14 protein-coding genes and 2 pseudogenes are annotated in these 15,803 nt (G+C 68.7%); 11 read left to right on the forward strand and 5 right to left on the reverse strand.

Annotated elements, in window-relative coordinates; all coding sequences use genetic code 11:
• Nucleotides 1–5: 5 nt before the first annotated feature.
• The gene (locus tag VXD91_RS22750; RefSeq protein WP_346416655.1) at nt 6–1,115 is read right to left on the reverse strand and encodes an acyltransferase; all 1,110 of its coding nucleotides are present in this window, start codon (nt 1,113–1,115) and stop codon (nt 6–8) included.
• 217 nt (nt 1,116–1,332) lie between these two features.
• On the opposite strand from VXD91_RS22750, the gene VXD91_RS22755 reads away from it, so the two are divergent.
• Both VXD91_RS22755 and VXD91_RS22760 read left to right on the forward strand, forming a co-directional pair.
• Entirely contained in the window at nt 1,333–2,529 is a 1,197-nt protein-coding gene (locus tag VXD91_RS22755) for a DUF3068 domain-containing protein (RefSeq protein WP_346416513.1), read from the forward strand.
• Nucleotides 2,530–2,546: 17 nt separating this feature from the next.
• Nucleotides 2,547–4,232 (forward strand): hypothetical protein, encoded by a 1,686-nt coding sequence (locus VXD91_RS22760; protein ID WP_346416656.1) that lies wholly within the window; start codon nt 2,547–2,549, stop codon nt 4,230–4,232.
• Here the strand turns inward: VXD91_RS22760 and VXD91_RS22765 are convergent.
• Together VXD91_RS22765 and VXD91_RS22770 are read right to left on the reverse strand one after the other, a co-directional pair.
• The gene (locus tag VXD91_RS22765; RefSeq protein ID WP_346416514.1) at nt 4,198–5,667 is read right to left on the reverse strand and encodes a sugar transferase; all 1,470 of its coding nucleotides are present in this window, start codon (nt 5,665–5,667) and stop codon (nt 4,198–4,200) included. The two genes, VXD91_RS22760 and VXD91_RS22765, sit on opposite strands and share 35 nt — an antisense overlap.
• Nucleotides 5,668–5,983: 316 nt before the next feature.
• The gene (locus tag VXD91_RS22770) at nt 5,984–7,171 is read right to left on the reverse strand and encodes a glycosyltransferase family 4 protein (RefSeq protein ID WP_346416515.1); all 1,188 of its coding nucleotides are present in this window, start codon (nt 7,169–7,171) and stop codon (nt 5,984–5,986) included.
• A gap of 57 nt (nt 7,172–7,228) precedes the next feature.
• On the opposite strand from VXD91_RS22770, the gene VXD91_RS22775 reads away from it, so the two are divergent.
• The 5 genes from VXD91_RS22775 (at nt 7,229) to VXD91_RS22795 (ending at nt 11,118) form a co-directional block, all read left to right on the forward strand.
• The gene (locus tag VXD91_RS22775; RefSeq protein WP_346416657.1) at nt 7,229–7,987 is read left to right on the forward strand and encodes a class I SAM-dependent methyltransferase; all 759 of its coding nucleotides are present in this window, start codon (nt 7,229–7,231) and stop codon (nt 7,985–7,987) included.
• 55 nt (nt 7,988–8,042) lie between these two features.
• Nucleotides 8,043–9,515: an aldehyde dehydrogenase gene (locus VXD91_RS22780; RefSeq protein ID WP_346416516.1), complete on the forward strand. Its 1,473-nt coding sequence runs from the start codon at nt 8,043–8,045 to the stop codon at nt 9,513–9,515.
• Nucleotides 9,516–9,690: 175 nt separating this feature from the next.
• Nucleotides 9,691–9,912: a hypothetical protein gene (locus tag VXD91_RS22785; RefSeq protein ID WP_346416517.1), complete on the forward strand. Its 222-nt coding sequence runs from the start codon at nt 9,691–9,693 to the stop codon at nt 9,910–9,912.
• 439 nt (nt 9,913–10,351) lie between these two features.
• A complete protein-coding gene (locus VXD91_RS22790; RefSeq protein WP_020103445.1) occupies nt 10,352–10,486 on the forward strand; it encodes a hypothetical protein in 135 nt (44 codons plus the stop codon).
• 56 nt (nt 10,487–10,542) lie between these two features.
• Nucleotides 10,543–11,118 (forward strand): TetR/AcrR family transcriptional regulator, encoded by a 576-nt coding sequence (locus VXD91_RS22795; protein WP_226522322.1) that lies wholly within the window; start codon nt 10,543–10,545, stop codon nt 11,116–11,118.
• Here VXD91_RS22795 and VXD91_RS22800 read toward each other — a convergent pair.
• Nucleotides 11,115–11,642, reverse strand: a complete 528-nt coding sequence (locus VXD91_RS22800) for a dihydrofolate reductase family protein (protein ID WP_226520370.1) — start codon at nt 11,640–11,642, stop codon at nt 11,115–11,117. The two genes, VXD91_RS22795 and VXD91_RS22800, sit on opposite strands and share 4 nt — an antisense overlap.
• Before the next feature lie 58 nt (nt 11,643–11,700).
• On the opposite strand from VXD91_RS22800, the pseudogene VXD91_RS22805 reads away from it, so the two are divergent.
• The 4 genes and pseudogenes from VXD91_RS22805 to VXD91_RS22820 form a co-directional block, all read left to right on the forward strand.
• A pseudogene (locus tag VXD91_RS22805) lies at nt 11,701–12,819 on the forward strand (acyl-CoA dehydrogenase family protein); the annotation flags it as partial.
• Between the two features lie 555 nt (nt 12,820–13,374).
• Nucleotides 13,375–13,833: pseudogene (locus VXD91_RS22810) on the forward strand (acyl-CoA dehydrogenase family protein); the annotation flags it as partial.
• Between the two features lie 89 nt (nt 13,834–13,922).
• A complete protein-coding gene (locus tag VXD91_RS22815; protein WP_226520369.1) occupies nt 13,923–14,408 on the forward strand; it encodes a hypothetical protein in 486 nt (161 codons plus the stop codon).
• A 42-nt stretch (nt 14,409–14,450) separates the two neighbouring features.
• Nucleotides 14,451–14,918 (forward strand): hypothetical protein, encoded by a 468-nt coding sequence (locus VXD91_RS22820; protein ID WP_226520368.1) that lies wholly within the window; start codon nt 14,451–14,453, stop codon nt 14,916–14,918.
• A gap of 30 nt (nt 14,919–14,948) precedes the next feature.
• Here the strand turns inward: VXD91_RS22820 and VXD91_RS22825 are convergent, their stop codons facing one another.
• Nucleotides 14,949–15,734 (reverse strand): crotonase/enoyl-CoA hydratase family protein, encoded by a 786-nt coding sequence (locus VXD91_RS22825; RefSeq protein WP_226522320.1) that lies wholly within the window; start codon nt 15,732–15,734, stop codon nt 14,949–14,951.
• Nucleotides 15,735–15,803 lie beyond the last annotated feature (69 nt).

Raw genomic sequence — 15,803 nt, forward strand, 5'->3', positions numbered from 1 at the left:
CACGGCTATCCGACCGCGGCCGGCTCCGGAGCGTCCGTGATCGCGCTGTCCCGCGGTGACGGGGCATGCCGGGATTCCCAGCGGCGCAGCAACTCGCGGCAGGGCGACTCGATCAACCCGTAGCTCACGGCGGCGATCGCGAAACCGAAAACCCAGGTCAGGATCAGCACGATCGGCATGTGGCCGTTGAACGGGAACTCACCGATCACCGGGAACACCATGGCCAGCGCCGCGAGGTGCCAGATGAACAGGCCGTAGGACCAGCGGCCCAACGTCACCATCGTGGTGCTGCCGAGGATCCGGTGCGGCGTCCCGGGTGCGTCCAGCACCAGCGGCGCCAGCAGTGCCCCGGCGACCACGGCGCCCATCGCCGTCTTGACCACGACCTGGCTGACGGCGCCCGGTGCGAGTCCGATGTTGCCGGCCAGCGGCGTCGCCGCGATGACGAACGCGACCCCGGCGATGGCCGCCATCACCCAGCGGCGCCGGGCCAGCTGGTGCATGCGGCCGACGGGCATGACGGTCAGTTCGGCCAGCAGCATGCCGGCGGCGAACCACGAGAACAGCGCCGGCAGCCAGTTCATCTGGTTGACGCCGAACGGCAGGTGCCACGGCAGCGCGGGCCACGCGAAGCTCGCCACCGCCAGTGCCGAGATGGCGGGCACCCGCCAGTCCACCGGCAACCGGCGGGCCAACAGCGCCAGCAGCGGCAGGACCAGATAGAAGCTGACCTCGACGGCCAGGCTCCACATCTGCGTCAGCCCGGCGGTCAGCGTCAGCGGTACATAGACCTGGGTGAGCGTGAGGTTGGCGAGCCACACCGTCAGGTCGGCGTGCGCCTCGGGCAGCAGCGCCAGGATCACCACGACGGCCACCAGATAGCCCGGCATGATGCGGACGATGCGCGAGCGCAGGTAGTGGCCCGTCGGCGGCCGGTGCCGCAGGCCGCGCGCGGCGGCGGCGTGCCCGCGCCACAACAGGAAGCCCGACAGCGCGAAGAACACGGCGACCGCCAGGTCGAACCGGGTGAACAAGCGGCCGTACCAGCCGCTGCTGTTGGCCGTCTGGAACGCCACGTGAGTGAGGACGACACCCATGGCCGCACAGGCCCGCATGCCCTCGACAGCGGGCAGGAAACTGCGGGTGCCGCTCACCTCAGCGCTGTCCGCGGTGTCGTGTCCCTGGTCGCCCACGACCCCAGTGTGCCGGGTGCCCGGTCTCGGCGGCGAATCTCACCGACACCCGCACACCACTCTGAGGGTGTGCCTTAGTAAGGGCTGTTAGGGTCAGTCGGGTTGCTGTGTGGCTGGCAGACAAAGTAAGGAGCACGGGTTGAACCGCGCTGTGGGGTTGCGAATCGCGGCATGCGTCTTGATGGGGCTCGGCGCCGCCCTGCTGATTGCTGCTCTGCTCTTGAGTACCTATACGTCGGGCAAGATTTCCAAGATCCCGCTCGACATCGACACCACGCTGGTGAGCAACGGCACCGGGACCGCACTGGACCCCGCGTCGCTGCTGGGCGAGAAGTTCGTCGTCAACAAGAACGTGCCGCTGGTGCTGCAGCGCCAGATCAGTGTCGAGAACCCGGCGAACGCCGATGTGGTGACGCTGCAGGTCGGCAGCACGGTGCGCCGCACCGACAAGCAACAGGACAACGGCCTGCTGCTCGCGCTCGTCGACACCGTGACGCTCAACCGCACCACCGCCGCGGCGGTGACGGGTGCGGCCGGCTCGGTGCAGAAGCCGCGCACCATCGAGGACCAGAACCCGCCGACCAACATCGCGCTGCCCCACACCGGGCTGAGCTACCGCTTCCCGTTCAGCACGGAGAAGAAGACCTACCAGGTGTTCGACCCGATCGCGCAGAAGGCGTACGACGCCAACTACGAGGGCGAAGAAGACGTCAACGGGCTGTCGGTCTACAAGTTCACGCAGAACGTCGGCTTCGACGCCGACGGCAAGCTGGTCGAGCCGATCAAGTACTCGTCGCTGTACGACAAGGACGAAGACGGCTCGGTGACCGCGCGCGCCGAACTGTGGGGCGTGCCGTCGGCCGAGCCGACCGACCCGATCACCATGCAGCGCTACTACGCCGCCGCGCGCACCTTCTGGGTGGACCCGGTCTCCGGGACCATCGTCAAGGAGAAGGACCGCGGCTTCCACTACTACTCGCGCGACGCCCTCAAGCCTGAGGTGACGTTCGCCGACTACACCGTCACCTCCAATGAGCAGTCGGTCGAGTCGCAGGTCGCCGCGGCCCACGACGAGCGCGACAAGCTGGCCCTATGGGACCGCATCCTGCCCATCACCTTCGGTGGCCTGGGACTGGTGTTCCTGGTCGGTGGCGTGCTGCTCGCCGGATACAGCCTGCGGTCGCAGGCCGCGTTGATCGATCCGGGCCTCGACGCTGCCGGGCACGGCTTCTTCGGCCGGCGCGACACCGATTCCGGCCCGATGCCCGCCGCTGAGGCCATGACCGAGAAGCTGCCCACCCAGCGGCCGACCGATCTGCCGCCGGACCGGATCTGATCGCTTTTCGTCCGCACATCACCCGTCGCTTCGCTCGCCCTGAATCCCTACCGGCGCTCTACGCGCTGGGGCTGACGCTCGCTGTCACCGCGCCGCTGCTGGCGCCCGGTTATCTGCTGCTGCGTGACGCAGTCTCGACGCCGCGGTCGTATCTGTCCGACGCCGCCCTGGGCCTGTCCGAGGCCGCGCCGCGGGCCCTGCCGCAGGACTTCTTCCTGGCCGTCCTCTCACCCGTCATCGACGGCGGCGTGCTGGTCAAGGCGCTGCTGATCCTGGGGCTGTGGTTCGCCGGCTGGGGCGCGGCGCGGCTGGCCGCTGCCGTTCTCGACGCCGGCCTCGGCGGGCAGCTGGTGGCCGTCACCGTCGCGGTGTGGAATCCGTACGTCGCCGAGCGGCTGCTGCAGGGGCACTGGAGCCTGCTGGTCGGCTACGGCTGCCTGCCGTGGGTCGCCCTCTCCAGCGATTTGTGCACGATTTTCCGCGGTGAGCGCGAACAATCGTGCACAAATCGCTGGGGCCTGGCGTTTTGGATCGCGCTGGCCGGACTGACGCCGACGGGTCTGCTGCTCGCGTTGGTGGTGGCGCTGGTGTGTTCGCGGACGTGGCGCGGCGTGTGGGTGGCGCTGGCCGCCGCGGTCGGAGCCGCGCTGCCGTGGTTGGTGGCGACGGTCGTCGCCCGCGCGGTGCTTCCGGTGGCCAGTGCCGGCGTGCCGGCGTTCGCAGCGCGCGCGGAGCCGGGGCTCGGAACGCTGGGCAGCCTGGCCGGGCTCGGTGGCATCTGGAACGCATCCGCGGTGCCGGTGTCCCGCACGACGCTGTGGGCCCTGGTCGGGTCCGTGGCGCTGTTGGCTGTGGTGGCCTGCGGCGCGCGGAAGGTGTGGTCCGTGGCCGCGGCGCGGCCGCTGCTGGTGCTCGCGGCCGTCGCCGTGGTGGTGCCCGCGCTACTGGCGACCGACGCCGGGTCGGCGTTCCTCGATTGGCTGATCCGGACTGTGCCCAGCACCGGTGTGCTGCGCGATGGCCAGAAGTGGGTGGCGCTGGCGATGCCGGGCTACGCCCTGGCCGGTGCCGCCGCGGTGGCGGTACTTCGGCGCTGGCTGCCGACGGCATTCGCGGCGGCAGGATGCTGCCTGGTGGTCGTGGCCGCGTTGCCCGACCTGGCCTGGGGCGTCGGCGGCCAGCTGCGGTCGGTGCAGTACCCGGCCGGTTGGTATTCGGTTGCCGCGCAGATCAACTCGGACCCCAAGCCGGTCGCGGTACTGCCGCCCGACGTCATCCGGCAGTTCCCCTGGGCCGGCCCCTCGGCGGTGCTGGACCCGTTGCCCCGGTGGGTTTCCGCCGACGTGCTGGCGACCGGGGACCTGGTCATTGGCGGCCGGACCGTGCCCGGTGAGGGCATGCGGGCGCGGCGCGTGCAGGACCTGCTGTTGCGGGGCGCCGACGTGCATCAGCTCGCCGCGGCCGGAGTCGGCTGGGTGGTCGTGGAGGGCACTGCTCCCCCGCTGTCCCTACCGATTGCCTATCGGGACAACGACATTGCGTTGTACCGAGTGGGTGGGACGACACCTGCGGCATCGGGACGGGCATCGTTGATCGCCGCGCACGTGGTGTGGCTGGGCCTACTGATCGGCGGGCTCGCTGCGATGGTGATTCAGCGGTGGCGGGGACTCAGTACGCCCCTTCGCCGCGTGCCACCACGCTGATGGTCTTCAGGATGATCCCGACGTCGGTGAGCATCGACCAGTTGTCGACGTACGAAAGATCAAGGCGCACAGCCTTGTCCCACGTGAGGTCGGAACGTCCGCTGATCTGCCACAGCCCCGTCACACCCGGTTTCACGAGCAGTTTGCGCCTGATGTCACCGTTGTAGGTCTCGACCTCCCGGCGCAGCGGCGGCCGGGGGCCGACGACGCTCATGTCCTGTTTCAGCACGTTGATGAACTGCGGGAGTTCGTCGATGCTGTAGCGGCGCAGGAGCTTTCCGACCATCGTCACCCGCGGGTCCTCACGCATCTTGAACATGACGCCGCCGGCCATCTCGTTCGACGGCAGCAGTTCATCGAGGCGCTCCTCCGCGTCGACCACCATGCTGCGGAACTTGATCATGGTGAACGGCTCACCGTCCAACCCGATACGTTCCGAGCGGTAGAACACCGGTCCGCGGCTCGTCATCTTGATGGCGATGGCGGCAAGTACGAGCAGCGGCGCCGTCCCGATCAGCGCCGCCAGCGCGAATCCGAAGTCGAACGCCTTCTTCAGGAAACTCTTGGCGCCGTGGTACTGCGGCTTCTCCACGTGCAGCAGCGGCATGCCGGCCACCGGCCGCATCGCGAGCCGCGCGCCGGCCACGTCGAGCAGGCCCGGCGACACCACCAGGTCGACGTCGGAGGCCTCCAGACGCCAGGTGAGCCGCTGGATTCCGGCGACACCGAAATGTTCGGCGTCGGTCAGCGCCACGGTGTCGGCCGCACAGCGGTCGCCGAGCGCGCCGAGGGCGTCGTTCTCGTCGCCGAAGATCGGGATCACCCGGTCACCGATCCTGATGACGTCACCGCGCGCGCCCGGGTCTCCCGGGATGCCGGCCCCTACCACTACATAACCGTCGCCGGGATCGTTCATGAGTTCGGTTGCCAGGACGGCGATGGCGTCCCGATCACCAATGGCGAGAACGGATGTCAGGCATTCGCCCGCCTGTCGGCGCGCCCGCACCCGCCGCCGCCACAGCTTGCGTCCGATGAGCAGTCCGATGGTGCCCAACGGGAACGCGAGGGCCAGGTAGCCACGCGCGATCTCGAGGCGGGCCAGCAGAGCCACGATCGCGATGACCCCGAACGTCCAGAAGGAGGCGGCGACGACGCGGCGATATTCCTCGATGCCGCAGCCGAGGATCGACGCCGATCGGGCGTGATGAAGCGTCAGCACGCCCAGCCACAGGCAGGCCAGCACCAGCGAGTACCCGGTGTAGAGCATGGAGGCCGACGGGCCGTAGCCCACTCCGCCGAATCGGACCCATTGTGCGAACAGCATCGCGAGGACGATGGTCGCGGCGTCGGTGAGCAGCACACGACGCGCGTAATGCGGCTGCCAGACCGTGCGTGAACTCGCCAGCCGCGTGAGCCCGAACGTCGAAAGCGTCATCGGCAACTCCACATGCTCAACTCCTCAGACCCGGTGGTACTTCGATGGAGCGGTATATCCAATTACATTGAATGAGAACGGAGTTCGAACGCACTGCATCACCGGGCCCAGTTGCCTGGATCCGCAAAATTCGAGGGACACCACAAAAGCCGGAACCCGCAGGCGGCCCTCATTGCTATTAAATTTGACTTGGCCGTCAGTTTATGCGGCCCAGCGGTGTCCAACAGCAAAACGGCAGATTTGGCTGGCCGTCACGCAGAATTTCCGGGGTGGGCGTGGACGCCCGGCGGCAGTACTGCGCGGCCCGGATGCGACGTCAGACGATCCCGTTGACGAACTTGCCGTCCCGGACCGCTTCGGCAACGGTCCGCAACGCGGAAGCGCTTTGCGGCCACGAGAATTCGGCCGCCCGCACCTGCGCCTTGGCACCCAGCTCGTCGCGCAGGACGGCGTCGGTCAGCAGAGTCTCGAGCGCCGTGACCAGACCGCGATGGTCATCGACCAGCAGGCCCGTCACCCCATCGACGATCGAGTCGGTCAGGCCGCCCGAGGACCGGTAGCCGACCGTCGGCACACCGTGCTGGGCGGCCTCGATGACGGCCAGCGCCCAGCCTTCCTTGCGCGACGGCAGCGCGTGGACCCAAGCCTGTTGCAGCACTTCGTGTTTGGTGGCCTCGTCGACGTGGCCGTGGAACGTGACCGCCGAGCTGATACCGAGCCGGCGAGCGTGGGCGACCAGCCGCTCGTCCCACCAGCCGCCGCCGACGACGTCCAGGCGCAGTCCCGGCACCACCGGCGCCAGCAGCGCGACGGCGTCGAGCACGTCCTCGATCTGCTTGTGCGGCACCAGTCTCGACAGCACCACGATGCGCGGCTCGGCAGCGCGGGGCAGCGCGAGGGACGCCGCCGGAGCGAGGTCGACCCCGTTGCGGACGACGGCGATCCGCGAAGCGTCGACACCCAGGTCCACCAGGTCCCGGGCCGACGGCAGTGACACCGTCACGTACTGGTTGTTGCGGTGCAGCCGGGGCGAGAGCCGCGACTCCACGAACCAGCCGAACTTGCTCATGAACCGCCCAGCTACCGGCCACTGGTCGCGGTGGCAGTGATGCACCAGCACCATCGCGCGCCGGCCGTAGGCCAAGCGAGCCAGGAAGGGGATGCCGTTCTGCGAATCGATCACCACATCCGGCCGGACGCCGCGCAGCGGACCCAGCCCGACACGGGCCAGCACCATGGCCAGCCCGGCCCAGATGTAGACCGACAGCCGGCCGCCGCCGCGACTGATCCGAATGCCGTCGACGACCTCGGTGCGCGACGCCCCGCGATAGCGCGCCGTCCGCAGCGTCACCCGCACCCCGGACTCGGCCAGTTGCGCGCCGATGCGCTGCAGATACGTCTCGCTACCGCCGCCCTGGGGATGGCCGGTGTCCCGCCAGCAGAGCAGCAGCACCGACCGGATCTCGTCAGGAGATCCAGCGGGTTGCTGGGGGTGGTCTGGCATCGAATGAAGGGTACCGGTCAGTAGGGTTGCGGAGTGAATCGCTGGGCAGCCAAACGACTGGTCATCACGCGTGAGCGGGCCACCCTCGCCCGCTCGATCCGCCTGCTCAGCGAGTTCCGTTTCGAGCAGAGCGACCCGGCCCGCTTCTACGGCGGCCTCGCCCGGGACACCGTCGCCCTGGTGGACGGCCTGTGGCGCGATCTCAACGGAGCCGCACCCGACGGCGCCACGGTGCTCGACGTCGGCGGCGGTCCCGGCTACTTCGCCACCGAATTCTCCAGCGCCGGAATGACATACATCGGTGTCGAGCCCGACCCCCGGGAGATGCATGCCGGCCCGGCCGCCCAACCCGACGGCGCCGGCACCTTCGTGCGGGCCTCGGGCATGGCCCTGCCGTTCGCCGACGGCAGCGTCGACGTCTGCCTGTCGTCGAACGTCGTCGAGCATGTCCGCGAACCGTGGCTGATGGGCCGGGAGATGTTGCGGGTGACCCGGCCGGGCGGGCTGGTGATCCTGTCGTACACGGTGTGGCTGGGTCCCTTCGGCGGCCACGAGATGGGGCTGACGCACTACCTCGGCGGCCGGCGGGCCGCCGAGATGTACACCCGCAAACACGGCCACCGGCCGAAGAACGACTACGGATCGTCGTTGTTCGCGGTATCGGCCGCGGCTGGCCTGGAGTGGGCGCGCAGCACTGGGGCGCTGGTCGCCGCATTCCCCCGCTACCACCCGCGATGGGCCTGGCGTGCGACTTCTGTACCGGTGTTACAGGAGTTCTTGACGAGCAACCTGGTGTTGGTGCTCCAGCCCAGCTGAATGACCTAATTGGAACATGTTCTCGTTTGGCCGAAAACTGGGTAGTGTGACGGCCATGACACAGAGCACGGCATTCAAAACCGAGTGGGATCAGCTGTTCATCGGCGGTCAGTGGACCGCACCCTCGACGTCGGACGTCATCGAGGTGCACTCCCCGGCCACCGGCGAGCTCGTCGGCAAGGTGCCGCTGGCCTCGAAGGCCGACGTGGATGCCGCTTGTGCCGCCGCACGCAAGGCGTTCGACGAGGGCCCGTGGCCCAAGATGTCCCCGGCCGAGCGCGCCGTGGTGATCGCCGAGGCGTCGCGCATCATGACCGAGCGCGCCGACGAGCTGAAGTTCCTGCTCTCCGCCGAGACCGGCCAGCCGCCGAGCATCGTCGACATGATGCAGTACGGCGCGGCCATGTCGTCGTTCAACTACTACGCCGGTGCCGCGGACAAATTCCAGTGGAGCGACATCCGCGATGGCATCTACGGCCAGACCCTGGTGACCCGCGAGCCCATCGGCGTCGTCGCCGCCGTCGCCGCGTGGAACGTGCCGTTCTTCCTGGCCGCCAACAAGCTGGGCCCGGCACTGCTGGCCGGCTGCACCGTCGTGCTCAAGCCCGCCGCCGAGACGCCGTTGTCGGTCTTCGCCATGGCGCAGGCCTTCGCCGACGCCGGCCTGCCCGAGGGCGTGCTGTCGATCGTGCCCGGCGGCCCCGAGACCGGCCGCGCGCTGACCGCCAACCCCGAGATCGACAAGTTCACCTTCACCGGCAGCTCGGCCGTCGGCAAGGAGATCGGCAAGGTCGCCGCCGAGCGGCTCAAGCCCTGCACCCTGGAACTCGGCGGCAAGTCCGCGGCGATCATCCTCGAAGACGCCGACCTGGACTCCACCCTCCCGATGCTGCTGTTCTCGGGCCTGATGAACACCGGCCAGGCCTGCGTCGGACAGACCCGCATCCTGGCCCCGCGATCGCGGTACGACGAGGTCGTCGAGAAGGTGGCCGCCGGCGCGGCCGCCATGCAGGTCGGCCTGCCGGACAACCCGGCCGCGATGATCGGCCCGCTGATCAGCGAGAAGCAGCGCGAGCGCGTCGAGAGCTACATCAAGAAGGGCGTCGAAGAAGGCGCCCGCATCGCCACCGGCGGCGGCCGTCCCGAGGGCCTGGACTCCGGTTGGTTCGTGCAGCCGACGGTGTTCGCCGACGTCGACAACTCGATGACCATCGCCCAGGAGGAGATCTTCGGCCCGGTGCTGGCGATCATCCCCTTCGACACCGAAGAGGACGCCATCCGGATCGCCAACGACTCGGCCTACGGTCTGGCCGGCAGCGTCTACACCACCGACATCCCGCGGGCCATGAAGATCGCCTCGCAGATTCGCACCGGCACCTACGCGGTCAACATGTACGCCTTCGATCCGGGCGCGCCGTTCGGCGGCTACAAGAACTCGGGCATCGGCCGCGAGAACGGCCCCGAGGGCATCGAGGCCTACTGCCAGGCCAAGAGCGTGCTCATGCCGTTCGGCTACACCCCGGAGTAAGCAGTACTGCCTTCGTCCGGATGGCCATCCGCGCCTTGTCCTTCGCCCCTCGGGGGACTCGGCCGGGTGGCCATTCGGCTTTTCAGCACAGGTGTTTTATCCCAGGCGGCGCCCAGCGAACGCTGATAGCGTCACGCCCGTCCGAAGGTCTGGCAAACAATCTGGGAGGAAACGTATGGCTGTCTCTGTGGATCTCGACAAGTCGCTCGACAAGGCATATGAGGACAAGTCCCTCAAGAACATCCTCGACGCATCGCCCGCCGCGCTGGCCGGGGTCAGTGACTCCGACGCCGAGCACCTCGCCGCGGCATTCAACATCAAGACCGTGCGCCAGCTCGGCTCCAACAAGTACTTCGCCGTCGCGGCCGCGCTCGTCGCGCTGGAGAACGCCGGCTAATTTTCTCCGCGAGCAGACACAAAACTGCCCCTACTCCTCGGAGTGGGGGCAGTTTTGTGTCTGCTCGTCTCGTTGCCCGCCACGAGGGTGCACTCAGATCGCACCTCTCGCCCGATCTTCGATCTGGCTGCACGCTCGTGATCAACGCGGCCGTACATCTTCGCCAATGTGCGGACAGATCGTCCTGCAGGCCAGATCCCCGATCTGAGCGCACGCTCGGAGGCGAACCCACAACGCCCCTGCGGAAGACCCCTGATGACGGTCTGCACATCGAGTTCGGACGTCCACCCAGAAGTGAATTCTTGATCACAGAACTATGTAACCGGCCATAATTTCGACGCCATTTGGCCGCTGCGGCCGCCCAATAGTGACCTGGAATACATTCTTTGGCCCGATGTGTCCGACGTTTTATGCTGAGACCCATATCGAGGAGGGCGCCATGTGGGTCGTCGAGGTCAACGTGAAGGGCCATCGCTTCACGCACACCGTCCTGGGTGCCAACGAGCGGCTGCGTGAAGCGGCGCGGGGCGTGCAGGATCGGATGACGCAGCTGCGGAACCGGGTCACGCATTGACGTCAGCTGAGCCCGTCACCAAGACGGTCAACAAGCGAGGCGCCACTCGGGAACGGATGGTGCGCAGCGCCGCCGCCGTGCTGCGTGAACGCGGCGCCGCGGGCCTGACCATCGACGAGGTGTTGGTCCGTAGCGGTGCCCCGCGCGGCTCGGTCTACCACCACTTTCCCGAGGGCCGCAGCCAGCTGCTGATCGAGGCCCTGCAGTTCGCCGGCGATGCGATTGCCGCCCATATCGACGGTTCCGCCGCCTACGGCGGCATCGCCCTCGTCCGCGGATTCGTCACGTTCTGGGATCGCATCCTCGCCGACAGTGACTTCACCGCCGGGTGTCCGGTGGTCGCCGCGGCGGTCGGGTCGGGCGACGAAGCGCCGACCCTGACCCCCATCGCCGCCGGGATCTTCGACCGGTGGCGCACCGCGCTCGGACACGCCTTCACCGCCGAAGGCTTCAGCGACACCGACGCGTCAACCCTGGCCGTCACCTGCCTGGCCGCGCTCGAGGGCGCCGTGATCCTGAGCCGCTCGTCACGCAGCGTCGAGCCGTTGCACGATGTTGCCAGTCAGCTCGAATTCCTGATCAAGGCAAAGGCTTTCGTCAAAAACAACGGCCTGCCGACCGCCGGCAGTTAGCCTTCCGCGCGAGCCCAGCGTGCACACACGAAGTCCCTGTTGACGGCGGATTCCACCAGCCGCCACTCCGAGCGCACCGGCAGCACCGGCGCGCCCTCGCCCAGCGAGCACGGCGCGTACGACACCACCAGTTCATCGACCAGGCCGGCCTTCACGAACTGCGCCGCAACGTCCCCGCCTCCGAGAATCCACACGTCGCGGTCGCCCGCCGCCTCGACCAGCGTCGGATGCAGTTGCGCCACATCACCGCTCACCGCCTGCACCGGATGGCCGTCGACGATGATGCCGGGCCGGGACGTGAGCACCCACGTCGGCTGGGGATACGGCCAGTCGCCCGGCTCGTGCTCGACGACCCACTGGTACGTCGTCGACCCCAGGACCAGCGCACCGACGGACTTCTCGAACGCCTTGTAGCCGAACGGCCCGTCGACGTCGATGTCACGCGAGAGCAGCCAGTCCAGGCTGCCCGCAGAATCGACGATGAAGCCGTCCAAGCTGGATGCGGTGTAGTAGATGGTCGCCATCTCGCCGAGTATGCCGTGACCCGCCGACAATCTGCGGCGCCATGATTACTGTTGCCCGATGGACGATTTCGACGCGCTCCGCGCCGACGATGGTGACCTGGCGGAACTGCGTAACGACCTGCGCCGGTTCCTGGCCGAGGACGCGGCGCAGTTCGGCTGGCAGCCCGGTGTCGACTGCTGGCTGTCGAAGTGGGACGCCGACTTCAGCAGGCGGCTGGCGGCGGCCGGCTTCGTCGGGCTGACGATCCCCGTCGAGTACGGCGGCCGCGGGCGCAGCCACATGCACCGGTACGTCGTCACCGAGGAACTCCTGGCCCACGGCGCCCCGGTGGCCGCGCACTGGATCGCCGACCGACAGGTGGCGCCCGCCCTCCTGAGCTACGGCAGCGAAGAGCAACGGCGCCGGCTCCTGCCCCGAATTGCTTCCGGCACTTTGTATTCGGCCATCGGCATGAGTGAGCACGAGGCGGGTTCCGACCTGGCCGCCGTCACCACCAGGGCCACCCGCACCGACGGCGGCTGGCTGCTGAGCGGCAGCAAGGTCTGGACCAGCGGTGCGCATCTGGCCCACCAGATCGTGGTGCTCGCCCGCACCAGCCCCCTGGACCCGAAACATCGGCACGCGGGATTCAGTCAGTTCATCGTCCCCACCGACGCTCCGGGCGTCACCATCGAGCCCATCGTCCAGATGAACGGTGAGCACCATTTCAACGAGGTGCTGTTCGACGACGTCGCGCTGACCGACGCCGACGTGCTGGGCACGGTCGGCGCCGGCTGGCATCAGGTGACCTCCGAACTGGGTTTCGAGCGCAGCGGGCCGGAGCGCTTCCTGTCCACGGCCACACTGCTTTTCGCCCTCGTCGGGGCACTGCGGGACGAACCCCGCGCCGACGTCGGCGACCTGATGGCACGGATGATCTCGTTGCGCCAACTGTCGATATCGGTCGCCCGGGCGCTGACGGCCGGCCAGGACGCCGCGGTGTCCGCCGCGCTGGTGAAGGACCTCGGCACCCGCTTCGAACAGGATTCCGTCGAGATCGCCGCGGAGCTGCTGGACCGCTACGACGGCCCCGACCGCCGGCGGCTGCAGACGATGCTGGACACCGCCCGCGTGCACGCACCGCTGTTCACGCTGCGCGGCGGCACGAATGAGGTCCTGCGCGGCATCGTCGCCAAGAACTGGACCAAACAGGCTGCTGCCGAACAGCATTCGGACGAATATGCGGAGTTGCGCGAGCTGGCCGAGCAGATCGGCCGGACGGCCGCGCCCGCGCGGACTTTGCCGCTGACGTTCGACGACGCCCTGTGGCGCACCACCGAGGGTTCGGGACTGACCCGGCTCAGCAGTGACGCCGACGCCGGGCCCGCCGCCACGGCCGTCGTGCTGGGCGCTCTGGCCCGCCACGGGGCCGCGGTACCGATCGCCGAAACCGATGTGCTGGCAACATGGTTGGCCGCCGAAGCCGGCTTGAGTGTGCCGGAATCGGGGCCGCTCACACTGGCAGTGGACGGCGTCGCCACCTGGCCACAATGCGGGCCCGTCGTGGTGGCCACCCGAGGTGCCGACGCCCTGTACGTCGCGCTGCGCGACGCACCGACACTCGTCGACGACGGACACAACCTCGCCGGCGAGCCTCGCGCCATCGTCGAATTCGACACCGCGGCAGCCGATGTCGTCCAGCTGCCGCTCGCGGTCGCCGACGCGCTGACCATCCGCGGCGCCTGGTGTCGCTGCGTGCAGATCGTCGGCGCCTTCGATGCGGCCGCACAACTGACCGTCGCACATACCGAGACGCGCATGCAGTTCGGCCGCCCACTCGCGGCGTTCCAGGCCGTGCAACACTCGCTGGCCGCGATGCTCGGGGAGATCGAGCGTGCCAGGGCGGCAACCGTTCTGGCGATCACCGCCGCCGCTCGGTACGGCTTCGGCGACGACCGCACCGCCTACGCCACCACGGTGGCCAAGGTCGCCGTCGGCCGGGCCGTCGCCCCGGTGACGACCATCGCCCATCAGCTGCACGGCGCCATCGGCACCACGGCGGAACATCCGCTGTGGCGCGCCACCCTGCGCGCACGCAGTTGGGCCGATGAGTTCGGTAGCACCGGCCGGCACGCCCGGCGACTGGCCGACCGCACTGCGGCGACGGACGCCTGGGATGTGACGGTGGGCCGCAGCGGAAACCCGTTGTGACCTAAGTCAACATCCGCGCGGAAAGTGCGTTCCGTCCGCTTGTGACGGCCACCACTGCGCTACCGGCGGTCTCGGTAAAAACTCGACACATGTCCAAGAAGAGTGGCGCTTTCGCCGCGTTGGCCGTCTGTGCCGCCCTGCCCGCCGCGACCGTCGTCGCGGCGCCCGCCCAGGCCGCGGGCACGGCCCGTCAGACCCTGATGTCGCGGGCCTACACCTGCGATCGGCAGCCGATCAACTACATGAAGTTCCGCTTCCCGGCAGTCCCGACGGCGGAGATCACCTCCGACGGGCGCACCGCCAGCGCCCACATCGAGATGCTCGACGGTGCGCGCAACGCGCAGTACACGGTCCGCGTGATCCCGGCACCGCATGCCACCCTCGGCTGCCTGCCCGGCGACCCGAGCATCGGCACCGCCCCGCTGAGCACCGACGGCTGGGGCAACGGCAGCGCCACCGTCCAGCTGCCCGTCGCCCCCGGCACCACCGGCGTCTGGGTCGCGGTCGATCTGCCCCAGCCGCATTCGCAGAGCCCGGCCGAGTTCTACAGCAGCGACTTCGTCGCCTCGGTCTGACCCCACTGGCCGACGACAGCCGTCTCCCGGTAGAACAAACACATGCGCTACCGGGAGAACATGACGTCGCGGCGACTCAACGGCGGCCAGGCGGCCGTACTGGCAGCCGCCCTGCTGCTGGCCGGATGTTCGGGCGACAAGCAGCCGGCGCAGCCGACCACCTCGGCATCGAGCGCTCCGGCGCAGAGTTCCTCGGCCGCCCCGAGCACGCCCGCGGCGGAAGCGCCGCCGTCACCCACCAGCCGTCAGCTCGACGGCGGGACGTGCCTGCAACTCACCGGCGCGGTGGTGAACCTGATGTCCGGCGCGTCCCCCGAGGACTCGAAGGCCGCCGGGGACACCATCAACGGTTTCCACCCGCCGGCCGATGTGCAGGCCGCCGTGACGCATTTCGTCAAGACCAACGGCCTGCACAGCAGCGATCCCGACCGCAGCCAGTTCAGCCGCACGCTCAACAACTGGGTTGAGCAGCAGTGCCCCGTGCAGCAGCCGGAAAAGAAACCGAGGTAGCAGCATCGGCTGAGCCGATGGTCGGCAGCCTCAGCTACCGGTCCACTGCGGCGCGCGCTTCTCGGCGAAGGCCACCGCGCCCTCGCGCGCGTCCTTCGACATGAAGACCGGCCCCAGGATGGCGGCCTGCTTGTCCCACTTCTCGGCGTCGGACCAGTCGGCCGACTCGACGATGATCCGCTTGGTGGCGGCGACCGCCAGCGGGCCGTTCGCGGTGATGCGCTCAGCCAGCGCGAGGGCGGCATCCAGTGCGCCACCGGGCTCGGTCAGCTCGTTGACCAGGCCCAGTTCGTGCGCCCGCGTCGCGGTCAGGTTGTCACCGGTGAGGGCGAGTTCCATGGCGATGGCGTACGGGATGCGCTGCGGCAGCCGCAGCAACCCGCCGGCACCGGCGACCAGGCCGCGCTTGACCTCGGGGATGCCGAAGGCCGCCGCATTGGAGGCGACGATCAGGTCGGCCGACAGCGCCAACTCGGTGCCACCCGCCAGGGCGTAGCCCTCGACAGCCGCGATCAGCGGCTTGGCCGGCGGACGCTGGGTGAAGCCGAGGCCGCGATCCGAGAGGATGTTCTCGCCTTTGGCAAACGCCTTCAGATCCATGCCCGCACAGAACGAGCCGCCGGCTCCCGTCAGCACCGCGACGGACAGTCCCGGGTCTTCGTCGAGGCGGTCCGCGGCGGCCGCCAAGCCCTTGCTGACCGCTGAGTTGACAGCGTTCTTGGCCTGGGGCCGATTGATGGTGATGATCAGTATGCGGTCGCGCTGTTCGACGAGGACAGCATCTTCGCTGGTGGCTTCTTCGGTCACGACGGTGATGCTAGCCACAGGGGATTGGCGTCCGGCGGTCAACCAGTGAATAATCGAAAATTAGAACATGTTCTAGTT

The organism is Mycobacterium sp. SM3041 (genome assembly GCF_039668335.1).
GTDB lineage: Bacteria > Actinomycetota > Actinomycetes > Mycobacteriales > Mycobacteriaceae > Mycobacterium.